We start from the raw sequence: 18,567 nt of genomic DNA on the forward strand, positions 1-18,567 counted from the left end.
GCACCACCGACTGGGCTGCCGAACCCCCGAGGTCCAGCGCCTTGAAGCCGTCGTAATAGACCTTGTAGACCAGGATCGCGGTGTCCTTGCCCGGGCCGCCCTGGGTGGCCGCGTCCACGATGGCGAAGGTGTCGAAGAAGGCGTAGACCACGTTGATCACGAACAGGAAGAACGTGGTGGGCGAGAGCAGCGGGAACTGGATCGTCCAGAAGCGCCGCCAAGGGTGGGCGCCGTCGATGGCCGCGGCCTCGATCAGCGACTTCGGAATGCTCTGCAGGCCGGCCAGGAAGAACAGGAAGTTGTAGGAAATCTGCTTCCACACCGAGGCCAGCACGATCAACGTCATCGCGTGGGTGCTGTTGAGCAGGCTGTTCCACTCGATGCCCACCGCGCGCAGCGCGTACGAGACGACGCCGATGGACGGCGCCAGCATGAACAACCACAGCACACCGGCCACGGCCGGTGCCACCGCATAGGGCCAGATCAGCAGCGTGCGGTAGATCAGTGTGGCCTTGACCACGCGATCGGCGAACACGGCCAGCAACAGCGAGATGCCGATGCCCAGGCCGGCCACCAGCACCGAGAACACGGCGGTTGTTTTGAACGAGGCCAGATAGGTCTCGTCGTTGATCAGGTTCTTGAAGTTCTCCAGCCCCACCCATTCGGTCGAGATGCCGAAGGCGTCAGACTGCTGAAACGACTGCAGCAGCGCTTGTGCTGCTGGCCAGAAGAAAAAAACCAGAATGACGATGACCTGAGGCGCGAGAAGCGCCCACGGCAACCAGCTGGAACGAAAGACGACGCGTTTTTCAGAGGCCATGCGTGCCAGTGGCAGAAGGTTGTAAAGGACTCACGCGGCGTGCGCGAGAAGCGGGGCAGCATGGAACCCTGCCGCCCCGGCGAGCATACTCAGTTCTTGTTGGCCGCCTCGAAGCGCACCAGCAGCTCGTTGCCGCGCTTGACCGCGCTGTCCAGCGCTTCCTTGGCGGTCTTCTTTCCGGCCCAGACCTGCTCGAGCTCTTCGTCCTCGATCGCGCGGATCTGCACGAAGTTGCCCAGGCGGATGCCGCGCGACTTTTCGGTGGTCTTGCGGATCATCTGGTTCACGGCCACGTCGGTGCCGGGGTTCTGTTTGTAGAAGCCCGCCTTTTCGGTGGCTTCGAACGAGGCCAGCGTGATCGGGAGATAGCCGGTGCGCTGGTGGCTCTTGGCCTGGATCTCGGCATTGGTCAGGTAGTGGAAGAACGCGGCCACGCCCTTGTACTCCGGGGCCTTTTTGCCGGCCATGACCCAGAGCGATGCACCGCCGATCACGGTGTTCTGGGGCGCGCCGGCCACGTCGGGGTAGTAGGGCAGCGGGGCAATGCCAAAGTCGAACTTGGCGTTTTTCTTGATGCTGGCGTAGGTGGACGACGAGGCGGTGGCCATCGCGCACTCGCCCGAGTAGAAGGGCGCGTCGGCGGCGTTGCCGCGGCCGCGGTAGACGAACAGGCCCTGCTTGGCCATGTTGGCCAGGTTCTCGATGTGGCGCACGTGCAGCGGGCTGTTGAAGTTCAGGCGCGCGCTGGTGCCACCAAAGCCGTTGCCCTTGGTGGCGAACTCGGTGTTGTGCCAGGTCGAGAAGCTCTCGAGCTGGGTCCAGCCCTGCCAGCTGGTGGTGAAGGGGCAGCTCACGCCCGAGGCCTTGAGCTTGGCGGCGGCCAGCACCACTTCAGGCCAGGTCTTGGGCGGGCTGTTCGGGTCCAGGCCGGCCTTCTTGAACAAGTCCTTGTTGTAGTTGAAGACGGTGGTCGAGCTGTTCAGCGGGAAGCTGAGCATCTGGCCGTTGGGGGCGGTGTAGTAGCCCACCACCGCGGGGATGTAGGCCTTGGGGTCGAATTTGTAGCCGGCATCGGCCAGCACCTTGCCCACCGGCACGATGGCGCCTTTGGCGGCCATCATGGTCGCGGTGCCGACCTCGTAGACCTGCAGGATGTGCGGCGCATTGCCCGCGCGGAAGGCCGCCACGGCGGCCGGCATGGTTTCGTCGTAGGTGCCCTTGTACGTGGGCACAATCTTGTATTCCTTCTGGCTGGCGTTGAAGCCATTGGAGAGGTCCAGCACCCAGTCGTTGAGGCCGCCGGTCATGGAATGCCACCACTGGATTTCGGTCTGCGCGTGGGCTGGGCCGCTCATGAGGGTGGCGAGGGCCAGCAGGCCGGAGAAGGGGATGAATGGCTTGTGCATGAAGTGTTCCTGTTTGGGCGTACGGAATGCCGCAGGGTATTGGCCTCGTGTGACAAAACCATTGCACATGCGTTTCCAGGGCATGACAACAGGGGTTTCCACGAGGAGGGTGGGTGTTTGTTGCGCTGCGGTACCATCTAAGGTTCCGTACTGTCATGCTGGCGACTGCCACACACATGAACGCTCCCACGCCGCTTTCGCTCCTCGTTACCCCTGCCGACGACGCGCCACGCCTGCGCGAGATTCCGTACAACTACACCTCCTTTTCGGACCGGGAAATCGTGCTGCGGTTGTTGGGCGAACGGGCCTGGGGCCTGCTGGACGAGTTGCGCGCCGAGCGCCGCACCGGCCGTTCGGCGCGCATGTTGTACGAGGTGCTGGGCGACATCTGGGTCGTGCAGCGCAACCCGTATCTGCAGGACGACCTGCTCGACAACCCCAAGCGCCGCGCTGCGCTGGTCGAGGCCCTGCACCACCGCCTGGGCGAGGTGCAGAAGCGCCGCACGCCGAATGACGACGCCGTGCGCGACGCCCTCGTGGCCGAACTGCTGACGGCGGCCCGTGGGGCGGTGGACAGTTTTGCCCGTTCGTTCGAAGAGATGGCCGCGCTGCGCCAGCGCGCCATCAAGGCGCTGCGGCGCCTGACCGCCAAAGACAACATCAAGTTCGACGGTCTGTCGCGCGTGTCGCACGTGACCGATGCGACCGACTGGCGCGTGGAATACCCGTTTGTGGTGCTCACCCCCGACACCGAGGCCGAGATGGCCGAGCTGGTGCGCGGCTGTTTTGAACTCGGCCTGACCATCGTGCCGCGCGGCGGCGGCACCGGCTACACCGGCGGCGCGATCCCGCTGACCTGGAAGAGCGCGGTGATCAACACCGAAAAGCTCGAAGCCATGACCGAGGTGGAGTTCGTGGCCGTGCCCGGCCACGCCGAGCCGCTGCCCACGATCTGGACCGAAGCCGGCGTGGTGACGCAGCGCGTGGCCGATGCGGCCGAGCGCGCCGGCCATGTGTTCGCGGTGGATCCGACCTCGGCCGAGGCCTCGTGCGTGGGTGGCAACGTCGCCATGAACGCCGGTGGCAAGAAGGCCGTGCTCTGGGGCACGGCGCTGGACAACCTGGTGAGCTGGCGCATGGTGACGCCGCAGGCCGAGTGGCTCGAAGTCACGCGCCTGGACCACAACCGCGGCAAGATCCACGACGCCGAGGTCGCCACCTTCGAGCTCAAATACTTCGAGGCCAACGGCAAGACGCTGCTGCGCACCGAACAGCTGGTGATCCCGGGCTCGACCTTCCGCAAGGAAGGCCTGGGCAAGGACGTGACCGACAAATTCCTGGCCGGCCTGCCGGGCATCCAGAAAGAGGGCTGTGACGGCCTGATCACCAGCGCGCGCTGGCTGGTGCACCGCATGCCCGAACACGTGCGCACCGTGTGCCTGGAGTTCTTTGGCAACCCCAAGGACTGCGTGCCGTCCATCGTGGACATCAAGGACTTCATGTTCGCCGAGATGAAGCGCCCGGGCGGTGCCATCCTGGCCGGCCTGGAGCACCTGGACGACCGCTACCTCAAGGCCGTGGGCTACGCCACCAAGAGCAAGCGCGGTACCCTGCCCAAGATGGTGCTGGTGGGCGACATCGTGGGCGACGACGCCGACGCCGTGGCCCGCGCCACCAGCGAGGTGATCCGCCTGGCCAACGGCCGCAGCGGCGAGGGCTTCGTGGCCATCAGCGCCGAAGCGCGCAAGAAATTCTGGCTCGACCGCAAGCGCACGGCGGCCATCAGCAAGCACACCAACGCCTTCAAGGTGAACGAAGACGTGGTGATTCCGCTGCCGCGCATGGGCGAGTACACCGAAGGCATCGAGCGCATCAACATCGAGCTGTCGCTGCGCAACAAGCTCAAGCTGTGCGAAGCGCTGGAAGCTTTCTTCACCCGGGGCAGCCTGCCACTGGGCAAGACCGACGACGCCAACGACATCCCCAGCGCCGAGCTGCTGGAAGACCGCGTGCAGCAGGCGCTGGCGCTGGTGCGCGAGGTCCGCTCGCTCTGGGCCGGCTGGCTGCGCGATGTGGACACGCTGTTCCCGCAGCTGCAGGACCACCGCCTGCGCGCGAGCTGGAAGGCGCAGATCCGTGCGCCCCTGCAGGGCATCTTCACCGGCGCGGCGTTCGGCCCCATCCTGGCCGAATGCACGGCCGTTCACCAGCGCGTGCTCAAGGGCAGGGTCTGGGTGGCACTGCACATGCACGCCGGCGACGGCAACGTGCACACCAACATCCCGGTCAACAGCGACGACTACGAGATGCTGCAGACCGCGCACGAAGCGGTGGGTCGCATCATGGTGCTGGCGCGCAGCCTGGACGGCGTGATTTCGGGCGAACACGGCATCGGCATCACCAAGCTGGAGTTCCTGACCGACGACGAGCTGCGCCCCTTTGCCGAGTACAAGGCCAAGGTGGACCCGGAGGGCCGCTTCAACAAGGGCAAGCTGTTGCGCGACCTGTCGGGCGTGAAGGGCCTCGCCGCGGACACCAGCCTGCGCAGCGCGGACCTCTCCAACGCCTACACGCCCAGCTTCGGACTGATGGGCCACGAGTCGCTGATCATGCAGCAGAGCGACATCGGCGCCATCGCCGACAGCATCAAGGACTGCCTGCGCTGCGGCAAGTGCAAGCCGGTGTGCGCCACGCATGTGCCGCGCGCCAACCTGCTGTACAGCCCGCGCAACAAGATCCTGGCGACCTCGCTGCTGGTCGAGGCCTTCCTGTACGAAGAGCAGACGCGCCGCGGCATCAGCATCAAGCACTGGGAAGAGTTCGAGGACGTGGCCGACCACTGCACGGTCTGCCACAAGTGCCTCTCGCCCTGCCCGGTGAAGATCGACTTCGGCGATGTGTCCATGAACATGCGCAACCTGCTGCGCAAGATGGGGCAGAAGAGCTTCCGCCCGGGCAACGCCGCGGCCATGTTCTTCCTGAACGCGACCAACCCCGAGACCATCAAGTTCATGCGCTCGGCCATGGTGGATGTGGGCTTCAAGGCGCAGCGCCTGGCCAACAACGTGCTGAAGCTCGCCGCGCGCAAGCAGACCAGTGCCCCGCCGGCCACGCTGGGCCCGGCGCCGATCAAAGAGCAGGTGATCCACTTCATCAACAAGAAGATGCCGGGTGGCCTGCCCAAGAAGACGGCGCGTGCGCTGCTCGACATCGAGGACAAGGACTACGTGCCCATCATCCGCAACCCGGTGGGCACGACGGCTGAGACCGAGGCGGTGTTCTATTTCCCCGGTTGCGGCTCGGAGCGCCTGTTCAGCCAGGTGGGCCTTGCCACGCAGGCCATGCTCTGGCACGCCGGCGTGCAGACCGTGCTGCCGCCGGGTTACCTGTGCTGCGGTTACCCGCAACGTGGTTCGGGCCAGTTCGACAAGGCCGAGAAGATCATCACCGACAACCGGGTGCTGTTCCACCGCGTGGCCAACACGCTGAACTACCTGGACATCAAGACCGTGGTGGTGAGCTGTGGCACCTGTTACGACCAGCTGCAGGGCTACGAGTTCGACAAGATCTTCCCCGGCTGCCGCATCATCGACATCCACGAATACCTGCTGGAAAAAGGCATCACGCTGCCGGCCGGGCAGGGCGGCTACCTGTACCACGACCCCTGCCACACGCCCATGAAACTGCAGGATCCGATGAAGACGGTGAAGGCGCTGGTGGGCGACAACGTGGTCGAGAGCAAGCGCTGTTGCGGCGAGAGCGGCACGCTCGGCGTGACCCGGCCCGACATCTCGACCCAGATCCGTTTCCGCAAGGAAGAGGAGATCAAGAAGGGCGAAGCGCAACTGCGTGCCGCCGGCACCGTGGGCGCCCAGGACAACATCAAGATGCTGACCTCGTGCCCGAGCTGCTTGCAGGGCCTGACCCGCTATGGCGACGACCTGAACAACGGCCTGCTCGAAGCCGACTACATCGTGGTCGAGATGGCCAACCAGATTCTGGGCAAGGACTGGCTGCCCGAGTACGTGGCCCGGGCCAACCAGGGCGGCATCGAACGCGTGTTGGTCTGATCACAAGCAACGCAACAGGAGACAGCCATGGCCGGACTCGACAAGAACACCCCGACACCGCAGGACATCACGGTGCACAGCCAGTCGCGAGTGCTCCAGGTGAGCTTCTCGGACGGCAGCGACTTCCGCATCCCGTTCGAGCTGATGCGCGTGTACTCACCCTCGGCCGAGGTGCAGGGCCACGGCCCGGGGCAGGAGGTCCTGCAGACCGGCAAGCGGGAGGTGGATGTGGTGGCGCTGGAGCCGGTCGGCAACTATGCCGTGCAACCCACCTTCAGTGACGGGCACGACAGCGGTATCTTTTCCTGGGACTACCTGTACTTCCTTGGTGCGAAGCAGGAGGAGTTGTGGGCCGATTACCAGCAACGCCTCCTTCAAGCGGGGGTTGACCGCGATGCCGCCATGCCGGAAAAACCAGGCTCTGCCTGCGGCAGCCACTCTCATTAGGACGGACCCATGGCCTCCACCCATTTCGGATTCAAGACCGTCGACGAACAGGACAAGGCGAAACACGTGCGCAGCGTGTTCGATTCCGTCGCGCCCAAGTACGATGTGATGAACGACCTCATGTCGGCCGGCCTGCACCGCGTCTGGAAGCGTTACACGATCACGGTGGCCAACCCCCAGCCCGGTGATCAGGTGCTCGACATTGCAGGAGGCACCGGCGACCTGTCGCTGGCTTTTGCCAGGAAGGTCGGGCCCACCGGGCGCGTGGTGCACACCGACATCAACGAAGCGATGCTCAGCGAAGGGCGCAACCGCCTGCTGGACCTGGGCGTGGTGCTGCCCACCGCGGTGTGTGACGCCGAAAAATTGCCGTTCGCGAGCGGGTCGTTTGACATCATCACGGTGGCCTTCGGTCTGCGCAACATGACCAACAAGGACCATGCGTTGGGTGAGATGCTGCGATGCCTCAAGCCCGGAGGCAAATTGCTGGTGCTGGAGTTTTCCCGGGTGGCCAAGCCGCTTGAAAAGGCCTATGACTGGTACTCGTTCAACATCCTGCCGAAGCTGGGCAAGCTGGTGGCCAACGACGAGCACAGCTACCGCTACCTCGCGGAGTCCATTCGTATGCACCCGGGGCAGGAGGAGTTGAGGCAGTTGATGAAGTCTGTGGGCTTTGGCCACGTGGACGTGCACAACCTCAGCGCCGGTGTGGTGGCGCTGCACGTGGGCATCAAGTGCTGAGCACAACAAGATTCAAGGGGCAAGGGCAATGAGCAGGTGGTGGTCGTTGGTGCTGGTGGGGTTGATGGTGCTGGGTTCGTCGCAGGCGGTGGCCAAGCGCCTGGGCAGCGGCACGTCGGTGGGCCAGCAGTCGGGGCAGGTGACACAGCCTTCCGCCGCGCAGGCACCGGTGTCGCCAGCCGTGTCCCCGGCGGCATCGGCTGCGGGAGGCCCTGCGGCCACGGTCGCTTCTCAGCAGCGTCCCTGGGGTTCGGTGCTGGGTGGTGTGGCCGCCGGGTTGGGGCTGGCCTGGCTGGCGTCCTCGCTGGGCCTGGGTGAGGGGTTTGCCCAGTTGCTTCTCTTGGGGGTGCTGGCGCTGGTGGCGCTGACCCTGTTCCGCACCTTGGCTCGCCGCAGCACCCCCGCGCTCGCCACGCCGGGCGCGTACGCTGCCTCTGCAGAAGGCGGTAGCACGGTTACCGTGCCCCGCGGCTACAGCCCGAAAAACGTGGGCAACGACGCCTCGGCCCGTCCCTGGGAAAACCAGGCCGTCTCGCCAGCCGACGGCTCGACGACCGGTGCTGCGCCCGCGGCCACTGCGCCATGGGGGGTGCCGGCCGGCTTTGACATCGCCGGGTTTCTCCAGGCGTCCAAGGCCAACTTCGTGAGTCTGCAGGATGCGTGGGACCGGGCGGACATCCCCAGTCTGCGCGCCATGATGACCGACACCATGCTGGCCGAAATCCGCAGCCAGCTGGTCGAACGGGAGCACTCGGGTGCGGGCGACAACAAGACCGAGGTGGTGATGCTGGAGGCGCGGCTCCTCGGCATCGAAGAACTGGCGAGCGACTACATGGCCAGCGTCGAATTTTCCGGCCTGATTCGCGAAGACATGTCGGCGGGGCCCAACCCGTTTCGCGAGGTGTGGAACATCACGCGGCCCAAGTCGAACGCCAGCGGATGGCTGGTGGCGGGCGTTCAGGCCTTGCAATGAGGCGGTGCGGCGCCCGCGCCGCGCCCGGTTGTTCCATGCCGCCTTCGCGGGTGGCGAGCGTTATCCGTCAGAATCGGAGGGACCATGAAAAATGAATCCCCCGTTTCTCCCTCCGGGTCCAGCGCCACGTCTCCGCTGGGTGTTTTGCAATCCCTGCTGGGCAGCGTTCGTCCCCCTGAATGGGTGGTGGACGAGGTGCAAAACCGCGTCGTGCTGTTCCTCAACCACGTGTTGATGCAGGAGCCTCAGGCGCAGGAACGGCTCAAACGCCAGAAGGCGAAGCCGGTCAAGGTGCAGTGGGGCGACTTTCACCTGACGCTCGCGGCCACGGCCGCCGGTCTGCTGGAGCGCCCCTCGGGTGAGACGCCACCCGAGTTGAACGTCACCCTGACCCAGACCTCGCCGCTGGACATTGCCCGGCGGGTGCTGTCTGGCGACAAGCCGGGCGTGGACATCCAGGGCGACGTGCAACTGGCCGCCGAAGTGGCCTGGCTGGTGGACAACGTGCGCTGGGACGTCGAGGAAGACCTCTCCCGCTTCCTCGGTGATGCGACCGCACACACCCTCGTCCGTGTCGCGCGCAGCGCGGCCACAGCGGTCAAAGGGTTTGCCGGGCGCCGGTCTGCTGCGGACGCTTCCGGGCAAGGCGACGGACACAAGGCATGAGCCGCCTGTTTCGTGGTGTCTTCATCGTCTGGGTGGTGTTTCGCTATGGGCTGGACGAGCTGGTGCTCTCCAGCTTCCAGCGGCCGACGCTGCGGCTGATCACGCGCATCGTATCCATCGGCCGCAACCTGGACGCACCGCGCGGCGAGCGCCTGCGCGAGGCGCTGGAGCGCCTGGGGCCCATCTTCGTGAAGTTTGGTCAGGTGCTGTCCACCCGGCGCGACCTGCTGCCTCCCGACATCGCCGACGAACTCGCCCGCCTGCAGGACCGGGTGCCACCGTTCCCCAGCGCGGTGGCGGTGGCCACCATCGAGCGCGCGTTCGGCAAGCCGCTGGACGCGGTGTTCACCCACTTCGAGCAGGTGCCGGTGGCCAGCGCGTCCATCGCCCAGGTGCACTTCGCCACGCTGCGGGACGGCCGTCACGGTGGCCGCGAGGTGGCGGTGAAGGTGCTGCGGCCCCACATGGGCCCGGTGATCGACAAGGACATCGGCCTCATGCGCATGATGGCCGGCTGGGTCGAAAAACTCTCGGCGGACGGGAAGCGCCTGAAGCCGTTGGAGGTGGTGGCGGAGTTCGACAAATACCTGCACGACGAGCTGGACCTCTTGCGCGAGGCGGCCAACGCCGCCCAGTTGCGTCGCAACATGCAGGGACTGGATCTGGTGCTGATCCCGGAGATGTTCTGGGACTATTGCCACACCGAGGTGATGGTGATGGAGCGCATGCACGGCCTGCCCATCAACAAGGTGGACGAGCTGCGCCAGCTGGGCGTCGACATCCCCAAGCTGGCCCGCGACGGCGTCACCATCTTTTTCACCCAGGTGTTCCGCGACGGCTTTTTCCATGCCGACATGCACCCAGGCAACATCCAGGTCAGCGTGAATCCGGCCACCTTCGGGCGCTACATCTCGCTGGATTTCGGCATCGTCGGCACGCTGACCGAGTTCGACAAGGAATACCTGGCGCAGAACTTCACCGCCTTCTTCCGGCGCGACTACAAGCGCGTGGCCGAGCTGCACATCGAGAGCGGCTGGGTGCCGGCGGACACCCGGGTGGACGAGCTGGAGTCGGCGATCCGTGCGGTGTGCGAGCCGTATTTCGACCGTCCGCTGAAGGAGATTTCGCTGGGCATGGTGCTGATGCGGCTGTTCCAGACCTCGCGCCGTTTCCATGTCGAGATCCAGCCGCAACTGGTGTTGCTGCAGAAAACGCTGCTCAACATCGAAGGCCTGGGACGTGACCTGGACCCGGAGCTGGACCTCTGGAACACCGCCAAACCCTTTCTGGAAAAGTGGATGCTGGAGCAGGTCGGGCCCAAAAAGCTGCTGGAGCAGCTGAAGGCCGAAGCACCGCAATACGCCAAGCTGATCCCCGCGCTGCCCCGCCTGATGCACGATTTCCTGCAGCACCGTCCCCATGCCTTGCGCCAGGAACTGGATGCCCTGCTGGTCGAGCAGCGCCGCACCAACCGGCTGCTGCAAGGCATTGTCTGGGGCGGCGTGGGCTTTCTTCTGGGGCTGCTCCTGATGCAGGTGCTGGTGCGCGTGCGCCTCTGGTGATGCCGCAGCGGTGAGCCACGGTCTGTGGCCCAGAGGCCAAGGCCACAATTTATAATGTCAGGTTTTGTTCGAACGCCCGACTGGCGCCGCCTGTCGGGGCCCGACCGGCCCCGTCGGGCAGCGACAGCCGCCGGGCACGATACCGGCCCATTCTTCCGGCCCAACTACAGGTTCCGTCATGCCGATTTATGCCTACAAGTGCGCGTCCTGCGGCCATGCCAAGGACGTGTTGCAGAAAATGTCCGACGATCCGCTGACCGTCTGCCCGGCCTGCGGTCAGTCCAGCTTCCAGAAACAGCTCACCGCCGCCGGCTTCCAGCTCAAAGGTTCCGGCTGGTACGTGACCGACTTCCGCGGTGGCAACACGGGCGCGACAGCACCCGCAGTGGCCGGTGGCGAAGCCACGGCCGGCACTGACGGCGCCGCCGCAACGCCGGCCGCACCCGCCGCCGCGCCTGCGGTCGCCGCGCCAGCAGCGGCACCGGCCGCCAGCACCGCCACCCCGACGTCGTCCACCTGAGTCCACGCCGCATGCTGTCCCTGCGCAAATGGCTGCTCGCCGGCCTGCTGGTTCTGGTGCCCCTGATCATCACCCTGTGGGTGCTGGACTGGGTGGTGGGCACCCTCGACCAGACGCTGCACATCCTGCCGCAGAGCTGGCAACCCGATCAGCTGTTCGGGGTCCACATCCCGGGCCTGGGCGTGATCTTCGCCCTGGTGGTGGTGCTGTCCATCGGGGCGCTGGCGTCCAACATCATCGGCAACCGCCTGATCAACTGGTGGCATGCGCTGCTGCACCGCATCCCGGTCGTGCGCTCCATCTACTCGGGCGTCAAGCAGATTTCCGACACGCTGTTTTCCGAGAAGGGCAACGCCTTTCGCAAGGCCCTGCTGGTGCAATGGCCGCACGCGGGCATGTGGACCATCGGTTTCCAGACCGGCACGCCCAGCGGCGAGGTGCTGCGGCACCTGCAGGCCCAGCCGGGCAGGGCCAGCGAACACGATGAGTTCCTGAGCGTGTTTGTGCCCACCACGCCCAACCCCACGGGTGGCTATTTCGTGGTGGTGCGCAGGAGCGAATGCCTGGAGCTGCAGATGAGCGTGGACGAAGCGCTCACCTACATCGTCTCCATGGGCGTGATCGCGCCCGGAGCGCCGAAAACCTCCCTTCCCAAAGAGGCGGCGCCCGGCGCCGCCTCGACGCCGACCTGATGAATCCCCGCCGTGACACACGGCGAACCTGCTGAAAGAAGAACCGATATGGCCATGCGCTCCCACTATTGCGGTCTGGTGACCGAAGCCCAGCTGGGCCAAACCGTGCAACTTTGCGGCTGGGTCAACCGCCGCCGCGACCACGGTGGCGTGATCTTCATCGACCTGCGCGACCGCGAAGGCTATGTGCAGGTGGTGTGCGACCCCGACCGGGCCGAGATGTTCAAGACCGCCGAAGACGTGCGCAACGAGTTCTGCGTGCAGGTCACCGGCCTGGTGCGCGCGCGCCCCGCCGGCACCACCAACGACAAGCTCAAGAGCGGCCAGATCGAGGTGCTGTGCCACGAACTGAAGGTGCTCAACCCCTCGGTCACGCCGCCGTTCCAGCTGGACGACGAGAACCTGTCGGAAACCACGCGCCTCACGCACCGCGTGCTCGACCTGCGCCGCCCCTACATGCAGAACAACCTGATGCTGCGCTACCGCGTGGCCATGGAAGTGCGCAAGTTCCTCGACGCCAACGGCTTCATCGACATCGAAACGCCGATGCTGACCAAGAGCACGCCCGAAGGCGCGCGCGACTACCTCGTGCCCAGCCGCGTGCACGACGGCCACTTCTTCGCGCTGCCGCAGTCGCCCCAGCTGTTCAAGCAGTTGCTGATGGTGGCCGGCTTCGACCGCTACTACCAGATCACCAAGTGCTTCCGCGACGAAGACCTGCGCGCCGACCGCCAGCCCGAGTTCACGCAGATCGATATCGAGACCTCGTTCCTGACCGAGGAAGACATCCGCGACATGTTCCAGGGCATGATCAAAACCGTGTTCCAGAACACCATGGGCGTGGACCTGGGTGAGTTCCCGGTCATGGCCTACAGCGAAGCCATGCACCGCTTCGGCTCCGACAAGCCCGATTTGCGCGTCAAGCTCGAATTCACCGAGCTCACCGACGTGATGGCCGACGTGGACTTCAAGGTCTTCAGCGCGCCGGCCACCATGAAGAACGGCCGCGTGGTCGCTCTGTGCGTGCGCGGCGGTGCAGAGATCAGCCGCAGCGAGATCGACGCGTACACCGAGTTCGTCAAGATTTACGGCGCCAAGGGCCTGGCCTGGATCAAGGTCAACGAAGTGGCGAAGGGCCGCGACGGCCTGCAGAGCCCGATCGTGAAGAACCTGCACGACGCGGCCGTGGCCGAGATCCTGAAGCGCACCGGCGCGCAGGACGGCGACATCATCTTCTTCGGTGCCGACAAGGAGAAGGTGGTCAACGACGCCATCGGTGCGTTGCGCCTGAAGATCGGCCACAGCGAGCTGGGCAAGAAGAACGGCCTGTTCGAAGCCCGCTGGGCGCCGATGTGGGTGGTGGACTTCCCGATGTTCGAACACGACGAAGAAGCCGATCGCTGGACCGCCGTGCACCACCCCTTCACGGCGCCGAAAGACGGCCACGAGGACTGGATGGTCACCGCGCCCGAGAAGTGCATCGCCAAGGGCTACGACATGGTGCTCAACGGCTGGGAAATCGGTGGCGGCTCGGTGCGCATCCACACCGCCGCGGTGCAGCAGAAGGTGTTTGACGCACTGAAGATCACGCCCGAAGAAGCGCAGGTCAAATTTGGCTTCCTGCTCGACGCACTGCAATACGGCGCGCCACCCCACGGCGGCCTGGCCTTTGGTCTGGACCGCATCGTCACGCTGATGACCGGCGCCGAGTCGATCCGCGACGTGATCGCCTTCCCCAAGACCCAGCGCGCCCAGTGCCTGCTGACCCAGGCGCCGAGCTTGGTGGACGAGAAGCAGCTGCGCGAGTTGCACATCCGCCTGCGCAACGTGGACCTGGCCAAGCCGGCCTGATCGCCGGAGGCGGCAGAATGCAAGGGCGCTGGTTCAGCGCCCTTTTTTGTTCTGAATCCGTCACCACCGTGATCGAACCGCACCCTTTCAAGATTCCCCAGTCCGTGCTGGTGGTGATCCACACCCCGGCGCTGGACGTGTTGTTGATCGAGCGGGCCGACGCCCCCGGTTTTTGGCAGTCCGTGACAGGTTCCAAGGACCATGTGACCGAGTCGTTCGAGGCCACCGCGGTGCGGGAGGTGTTCGAGGAAACCGGTCTGGACGCCAGCGCGCCGCACCACGTGCTGCGCGACTGGGCGCTGGAAAATGTGTACGAGATCTATCCGCAATGGCGCCATCGGTACGCGCCGGGGGTCACGCACAACACCGAGCACCTGTTTGGCCTCTGTGTGCCGAATGCGCTGCCCGTGAGACTGAACCCGAGGGAACACCGTGCGCAGGTGTGGTTGCCGTGGACGGCCGCGGCGGATCGGTGCTTCTCTTCGTCCAATGCAGAAGCCATCCTGAACCTGCCCTTTTTTCAGGTCTGATCTGCCCTTTTTGGGGTTTCTTCTTGAAATCAGTGTAAGTACTAGTACCGTTTTTTGCCGGCTGTCACTTCGTCGCCGGCATCCCGGGACTGTGATGCAAGTTACGAAAAGGCCATAGATTTGCTGCGTTTACGGCCAAAAGTTCGATCAACTCGTCAAGGTGTTTGTTAACCTTGACAGTTAGAACTTTAGGCCCAAATGAGATGGTCGGAAACATCCGATTACATCTTTGTGCAGCAGCATGAACAAGTCATACAAATCGATCTGGAACGACACCCTTGGCACCTATGTGGCCGCAGCAGAGACCTCCGCCTCCAGTGGCCGAAAGGTGTCCTCTGCACGCAAGTCGCGAAGGGCGCCCGAGCGGGCGCATTCCAGCCAGATCGCTTTGGAGCAGCGCATCGTTTTTGATGCCGCCATGCCCGCCACCGTGTTCGAGACCCAGGCAGACCCAGCGCCTGCCGATGCCGATGTGCTCGAAGACCCGGATCAACTGGAACCTGAAGAGGCTCCATCTGACGAAGCCGTGACGGTCGCTGAGGGGGCCGACACCGCCCCCGCGATGGAAGTGGCCGCCACCCAGCCTTCCGACGAAGACGAGGTTGCTGCAGGGCAGGAGCCTGATGCCGAGGAGTCCGAGGCCGGCACTTCCGGAGAAGAGGCGGTTGACGTTCCGGCATCCACGGACCAGACCAATTCTCCGGATGACGCTGCCATGACCGAGCCAGCCGCCACCGAGGAAGCGCCCGTGGCAGAACCGGACCCTGCCGACACCGACGCAGCCACCCCTGACGTGGTGGACGCGGGTGAATCCGAAGAGCGTGTCGAGATCATCTTTGTGGACGCCGTGGTGGCCGACATCGCAGATGACCTGACCTGGCACACCGGCGAGGTGTATGTGCTGGACGCCAACCGCGATGGTGTCGAGCAGATGGCCGAAATCCTGAATGGCCGCACCGGGATCGATGCGATCCACGTCATCAGCCACGGCACCCCCGGGCGCCTGGAACTGGGCAACACGACGCTGGATGCGACCTCCATGGCCGGCGAACACGCCGACGAGTTGGCCGCCATCCGGGCCGCACTGTCCGACGACGCCGACCTGTTGTTGTACGGCTGTGATGTGTCCTCCACCACGGAAGGCGTGGCATTTGTCGAGGCCCTGGCCGAGGCCACCGGCGCCGATGTCGCCGCTTCCAGCGACGACACCGGCGCCGAGGCATTGGGCGGCAACTGGGTGCTGGAGACCCAGGTGGGCGGCACCATCGAGACCGAGGTGATCACGGTCGCGGAGATGGCGGGCCTGCTCACCACGGCCGCCGACACTGGTGCGGGCGCGGTCCTGGGCGTTCAGGGCATGACGATCTACAGCATCGACCTTACGACTGGCAAGGCCACGCCGCTGACTGTGGTTCCAAATAGCGTGGGGGGGGTGGCCCTGGATCCCACCCAAGGCCTGAACTCGTTGGCGGTGGATCAGACCAATGGGCTGATCTATTACTGCTCCAACTCGATCACCTCTTCGTCACTGTTTGCCTACGATTTCATCAACAACCAGCACATTTTGATTGCAGCCAACCTCGATGGAGTTGGGTCGATCGATCTGAACCTGAACACCGGTACCACCGATCCAGGGCGTGGGGCAGGCAGTGGCGGAGCAACATTTGCCAACGGTGCGTTGTACCTTGGTATCGAGGGAAACTTTGGCGGTGACGGTGCGGGCACCGAATCGGATGACACCATCTACCGGGTGGTCTTCTCCAACAATGGTCGAACCATCTCCGGCGCGACGACGCTCGTGGGCAATATTGGCGGCAACGACTGGGGTGACCTCGGCTACAGCACTGCCACCAACACGCTCCAGAGTTCCTCAGGAACCACGGTCACTCGCTACACCTTGAACGCTGCCGGTACGGCGGTCGTGACCACCAACACCGTCACCAGAGCCACAACCAATTCCCAGGCTGCAGAAAGCCAAGCCGGGAACACCTATCTGCTGAGTTCATCCATCCAGCAGTACGACCCCATCACGGGTGCGTCGATTGGAACTGCCGTCAACATCACGACCAACGGCACCACGGCGCTGGCCGGGCCATTGAACGATGCGGCCGCCTGGACGCCGCCGACGGCCAGCCTGGGCGACCGGGTGTTCACCGACACCAACAGCAATGGCACCTTTGACGGCACCGATTCCGGCATTGCTGGCGTCACCGTGCGGCTGGTCGACGACGTCAACAACAACGGTATCGCGGACACCGGCGAGCGCGTCTTGGCGACCGACACCACCAATGCCAATGGCGAGTACCTGTTCACGGGCGTGCTGCCCGGCAACTACATCGTGCAGGTCACCGACACCGGTGGCGTGCTGGGGGCCGGTCGCTCCTACACCACGGCGGGGGGCGCCACCAACGCCAGCGGCGACATCACGCTGATCGGGGCCTCCAACCTGACCCTCGACTTCGGCCTGAACAACCGCCCGCCGTTGAACGTGGTTCCTGGTGCACAGACCATTGCCGAAGACACGACGCTCACCATCACCGGTGTGTCGGCCAGCGATCCCGATGGCAATCTGAGCACCACCCAGTTGACGGTGACCAACGGCACGCTCAACGTGAGCCTGGCTGGCGGCGCCACGATCTCCGCCGGAGCCAACGGCACCGGCACGCTCACGCTGTCGGGCACCTCGGCCCAGATCAACGCCGCGCTGGCTTCCATCAATTACCAGCCGACCGCCAACTACGCTGGCCCGGCGGTGCTGACCGTCCGGTCAACCGACGTGGCGGGGCTTCAGGACACCGACACGGTCAACATCACCGTGTCGGCCGTCAACGACCCTCCGGTGGATGCCAACGAAACCAACACCGTCATCGAAGACACCACGCTGACGGTGGCCAACGGCGCCGCGGGTGACTTGCTGAACAACGTGACCGATGTCGACGGCGGAACGCCGACGATCACGGACTTCACGGTCAACGGCAGCACGCTGACGGCGGGCCAGACCGCGAGCATCGCGGGCGTGGGCGACCTGACGATCAATGCCAACGGTTCGTACACGTTTGTGCCGACGCTGAACTTCACGGGCGCGATTCCGGTGGCCACCTACACCGTGTCCGACGGGGCTGGCGGCACCGACACCTCCACGCTGACGCTGGTGATCACGCCCGTGAACGACGCGCCGGTGGACGGCGACGAAACCAACACGGTCACGGAAGACACGACGCTGACGGTGGTCGACGGCGCCCCTGGTGCGCAGGGCGACCTGCTCAACAACTCCACGGACGTCGATGGCAATGCGCCAACGATCACGCAGTTCGTCGTCAACGGCAGCACCCTGACCGCGGGACAGACGGCAACGATCGTTGGCGTGGGCGCACTCACGATCAACGCCAACGGTTCGTACACGTTTGTGCCGACGCTGAACTTCACGGGTGCGATTCCGGTGGCCACCTACACCGTGTCCGACGGGGCCGGCGGCACCGACACCTCCACGCTGACGCTGGTCATGGCCCCGGTGAACGACGCCCCGGTAGATGGGGACGAAAGCAACACGGTCACGGAAGACACGACGCTGACCGTGGTCGACGGCGCCGGTGGTGACTTGCTGAACAACTCCACGGATGTGGACGGCAGTGCACCCACCATCACCCAGTTCACGGTCAATGGTGACCCGACAACGTACACAGCCGGTCAGACGGCCACGATCACGGGTGTTGGTGTACTCACGATCAGTGCCAATGGCAGCTACAGCTTTGCGCCAGCGGCGAACTACGCCGGTGCGATCCCGGTGGCGACCTACACGGTCTCCGATGGAGCTGGCGGAACCGACACGTCCACGCTGACGCTGGTCATGACCCCGGTGAACGACGCCCCGGTCGATGGTGACGAGAGCAACACGGTCACGGAAGACACGACGCTGACGGTGGTCGATGGCGCAGCAGGCCCACAAGGCGACCTGCTCAACAACTACAGCGACGTCGAAGGCGGCACGCCCACGATCACGGACTTCACGGTCGATGGAACCACGCTGACGGCGGGCCAGACCGCGAGCATCGCGGGCGTGGGCGATCTGACGATCAACGCCAACGGCAGCTACAGCTTCACGCCGGTGGCGAACTACGCTGGTGCGATTCCGGTGGCCACCTACACGGTGTCCGACGGGGCTGGCGGCACGGACACCTCGACGCTGACGCTGGTCATGGCCCCGGTGAACGACGCCCCGGTGGACGGCGACGAAAGCAACACGGTCACGGAAGACACGGCACTGACGGTGATCGATGGTGCCCCTGGTG

13 protein-coding genes are annotated in these 18,567 nt (G+C 65.0%); 11 read left to right on the plus strand and 2 right to left on the minus strand.

The window, feature by feature from the left end; genetic code table 11:
* Together ugpA and ugpB are read right to left on the minus strand one after the other, a co-directional pair.
* The coding region (ugpA, locus tag IV088_RS22295; protein WP_291106341.1) for a sn-glycerol-3-phosphate ABC transporter permease UgpA at positions 1-820 on the minus strand (820 nt) is incomplete at its 3' end.
* Between the two features lie 89 nt (positions 821-909).
* Positions 910-2,226 (minus strand): sn-glycerol-3-phosphate ABC transporter substrate-binding protein UgpB, encoded by a 1,317-nt coding sequence (gene ugpB / locus IV088_RS22300; RefSeq protein ID WP_291106343.1) that lies wholly within the window; start codon positions 2,224-2,226, stop codon positions 910-912.
* A gap of 176 nt (positions 2,227-2,402) precedes the next feature.
* Between ugpB and IV088_RS22305 the strand changes: the two genes are divergently transcribed.
* From IV088_RS22305 to IV088_RS22355, 11 genes are all read left to right on the plus strand, one after another.
* Positions 2,403-6,296 carry an FAD/FMN-binding oxidoreductase gene (locus IV088_RS22305; protein ID WP_291106345.1) on the plus strand — a complete coding sequence of 1,298 codons (3,894 nt, stop codon included), beginning with the start codon at positions 2,403-2,405 and terminating at the stop codon, positions 6,294-6,296.
* A gap of 27 nt (positions 6,297-6,323) precedes the next feature.
* Complete coding sequence (locus tag IV088_RS22310; protein ID WP_291106346.1) at positions 6,324-6,743, plus strand: DUF971 domain-containing protein; 420 nt, start codon at positions 6,324-6,326, stop codon at positions 6,741-6,743.
* A 9-nt stretch (positions 6,744-6,752) separates the two neighbouring features.
* Positions 6,753-7,484: a bifunctional demethylmenaquinone methyltransferase/2-methoxy-6-polyprenyl-1,4-benzoquinol methylase UbiE gene (ubiE, locus tag IV088_RS22315; protein WP_291106347.1), complete on the plus strand. Its 732-nt coding sequence runs from the start codon at positions 6,753-6,755 to the stop codon at positions 7,482-7,484.
* Positions 7,485-7,512: 28 nt separating this feature from the next.
* Positions 7,513-8,457, plus strand: coding sequence for a Tim44-like domain-containing protein (locus IV088_RS22320; RefSeq protein WP_291106349.1), 945 nt, complete (start codon positions 7,513-7,515; stop codon positions 8,455-8,457).
* 84 nt (positions 8,458-8,541) lie between these two features.
* Complete coding sequence (locus tag IV088_RS22325) at positions 8,542-9,123, plus strand: hypothetical protein (protein ID WP_291106351.1); 582 nt, start codon at positions 8,542-8,544, stop codon at positions 9,121-9,123.
* On the plus strand, positions 9,120-10,685 hold the full coding sequence (gene ubiB / locus IV088_RS22330) for a ubiquinone biosynthesis regulatory protein kinase UbiB (RefSeq protein ID WP_291106353.1): 1,566 nt from the start codon (positions 9,120-9,122) through the stop codon (positions 10,683-10,685). The genes IV088_RS22325 and ubiB overlap by 4 nt, the downstream gene beginning before the upstream one ends.
* A gap of 178 nt (positions 10,686-10,863) precedes the next feature.
* On the plus strand, positions 10,864-11,205 hold the full coding sequence (locus IV088_RS22335; protein WP_291106355.1) for an FmdB family zinc ribbon protein: 342 nt from the start codon (positions 10,864-10,866) through the stop codon (positions 11,203-11,205).
* An 11-nt stretch (positions 11,206-11,216) separates the two neighbouring features.
* Positions 11,217-11,897, plus strand: coding sequence for a DUF502 domain-containing protein (locus IV088_RS22340; protein ID WP_291106357.1), 681 nt, complete (start codon positions 11,217-11,219; stop codon positions 11,895-11,897).
* A 48-nt stretch (positions 11,898-11,945) separates the two neighbouring features.
* A complete protein-coding gene (aspS, locus tag IV088_RS22345) occupies positions 11,946-13,748 on the plus strand; it encodes an aspartate--tRNA ligase (RefSeq protein ID WP_291106359.1) in 1,803 nt (600 codons plus the stop codon).
* A 71-nt stretch (positions 13,749-13,819) separates the two neighbouring features.
* Positions 13,820-14,278: a dihydroneopterin triphosphate diphosphatase gene (gene nudB / locus IV088_RS22350; protein ID WP_291106364.1), complete on the plus strand. Its 459-nt coding sequence runs from the start codon at positions 13,820-13,822 to the stop codon at positions 14,276-14,278.
* A 241-nt stretch (positions 14,279-14,519) separates the two neighbouring features.
* Positions 14,520-18,567, plus strand: a 4,048-nt coding sequence (locus tag IV088_RS22355; RefSeq protein ID WP_291106362.1) for a tandem-95 repeat protein, incomplete at its 3' end; no start/stop codon positions are given.

The organism is Hydrogenophaga sp., from assembly GCF_018780075.1.
GTDB lineage: Bacteria > Pseudomonadota > Gammaproteobacteria > Burkholderiales > Burkholderiaceae_C > Hydrogenophaga.

Coding starts and splice junctions, on each gene's coding strand:
- ugpB (WP_291106343.1), bottom strand. CDS start 2,226: ATGCACAAGCCATTCATCCCCTTCTCCGGCCTGCTGGCCCTCGCCACC.
- IV088_RS22305 (WP_291106345.1), top strand. CDS start 2,403: ATGAACGCTCCCACGCCGCTTTCGCTCCTCGTTACCCCTGCCGACGAC.
- IV088_RS22310 (WP_291106346.1), top strand. CDS start 6,324: ATGGCCGGACTCGACAAGAACACCCCGACACCGCAGGACATCACGGTG.
- ubiE (WP_291106347.1), top strand. CDS start 6,753: ATGGCCTCCACCCATTTCGGATTCAAGACCGTCGACGAACAGGACAAG.
- IV088_RS22320 (WP_291106349.1), top strand. CDS start 7,513: ATGAGCAGGTGGTGGTCGTTGGTGCTGGTGGGGTTGATGGTGCTGGGT.
- IV088_RS22325 (WP_291106351.1), top strand. CDS start 8,542: ATGAAAAATGAATCCCCCGTTTCTCCCTCCGGGTCCAGCGCCACGTCT.
- ubiB (WP_291106353.1), top strand. CDS start 9,120: ATGAGCCGCCTGTTTCGTGGTGTCTTCATCGTCTGGGTGGTGTTTCGC.
- IV088_RS22335 (WP_291106355.1), top strand. CDS start 10,864: ATGCCGATTTATGCCTACAAGTGCGCGTCCTGCGGCCATGCCAAGGAC.
- IV088_RS22340 (WP_291106357.1), top strand. CDS start 11,217: ATGCTGTCCCTGCGCAAATGGCTGCTCGCCGGCCTGCTGGTTCTGGTG.
- aspS (WP_291106359.1), top strand. CDS start 11,946: ATGGCCATGCGCTCCCACTATTGCGGTCTGGTGACCGAAGCCCAGCTG.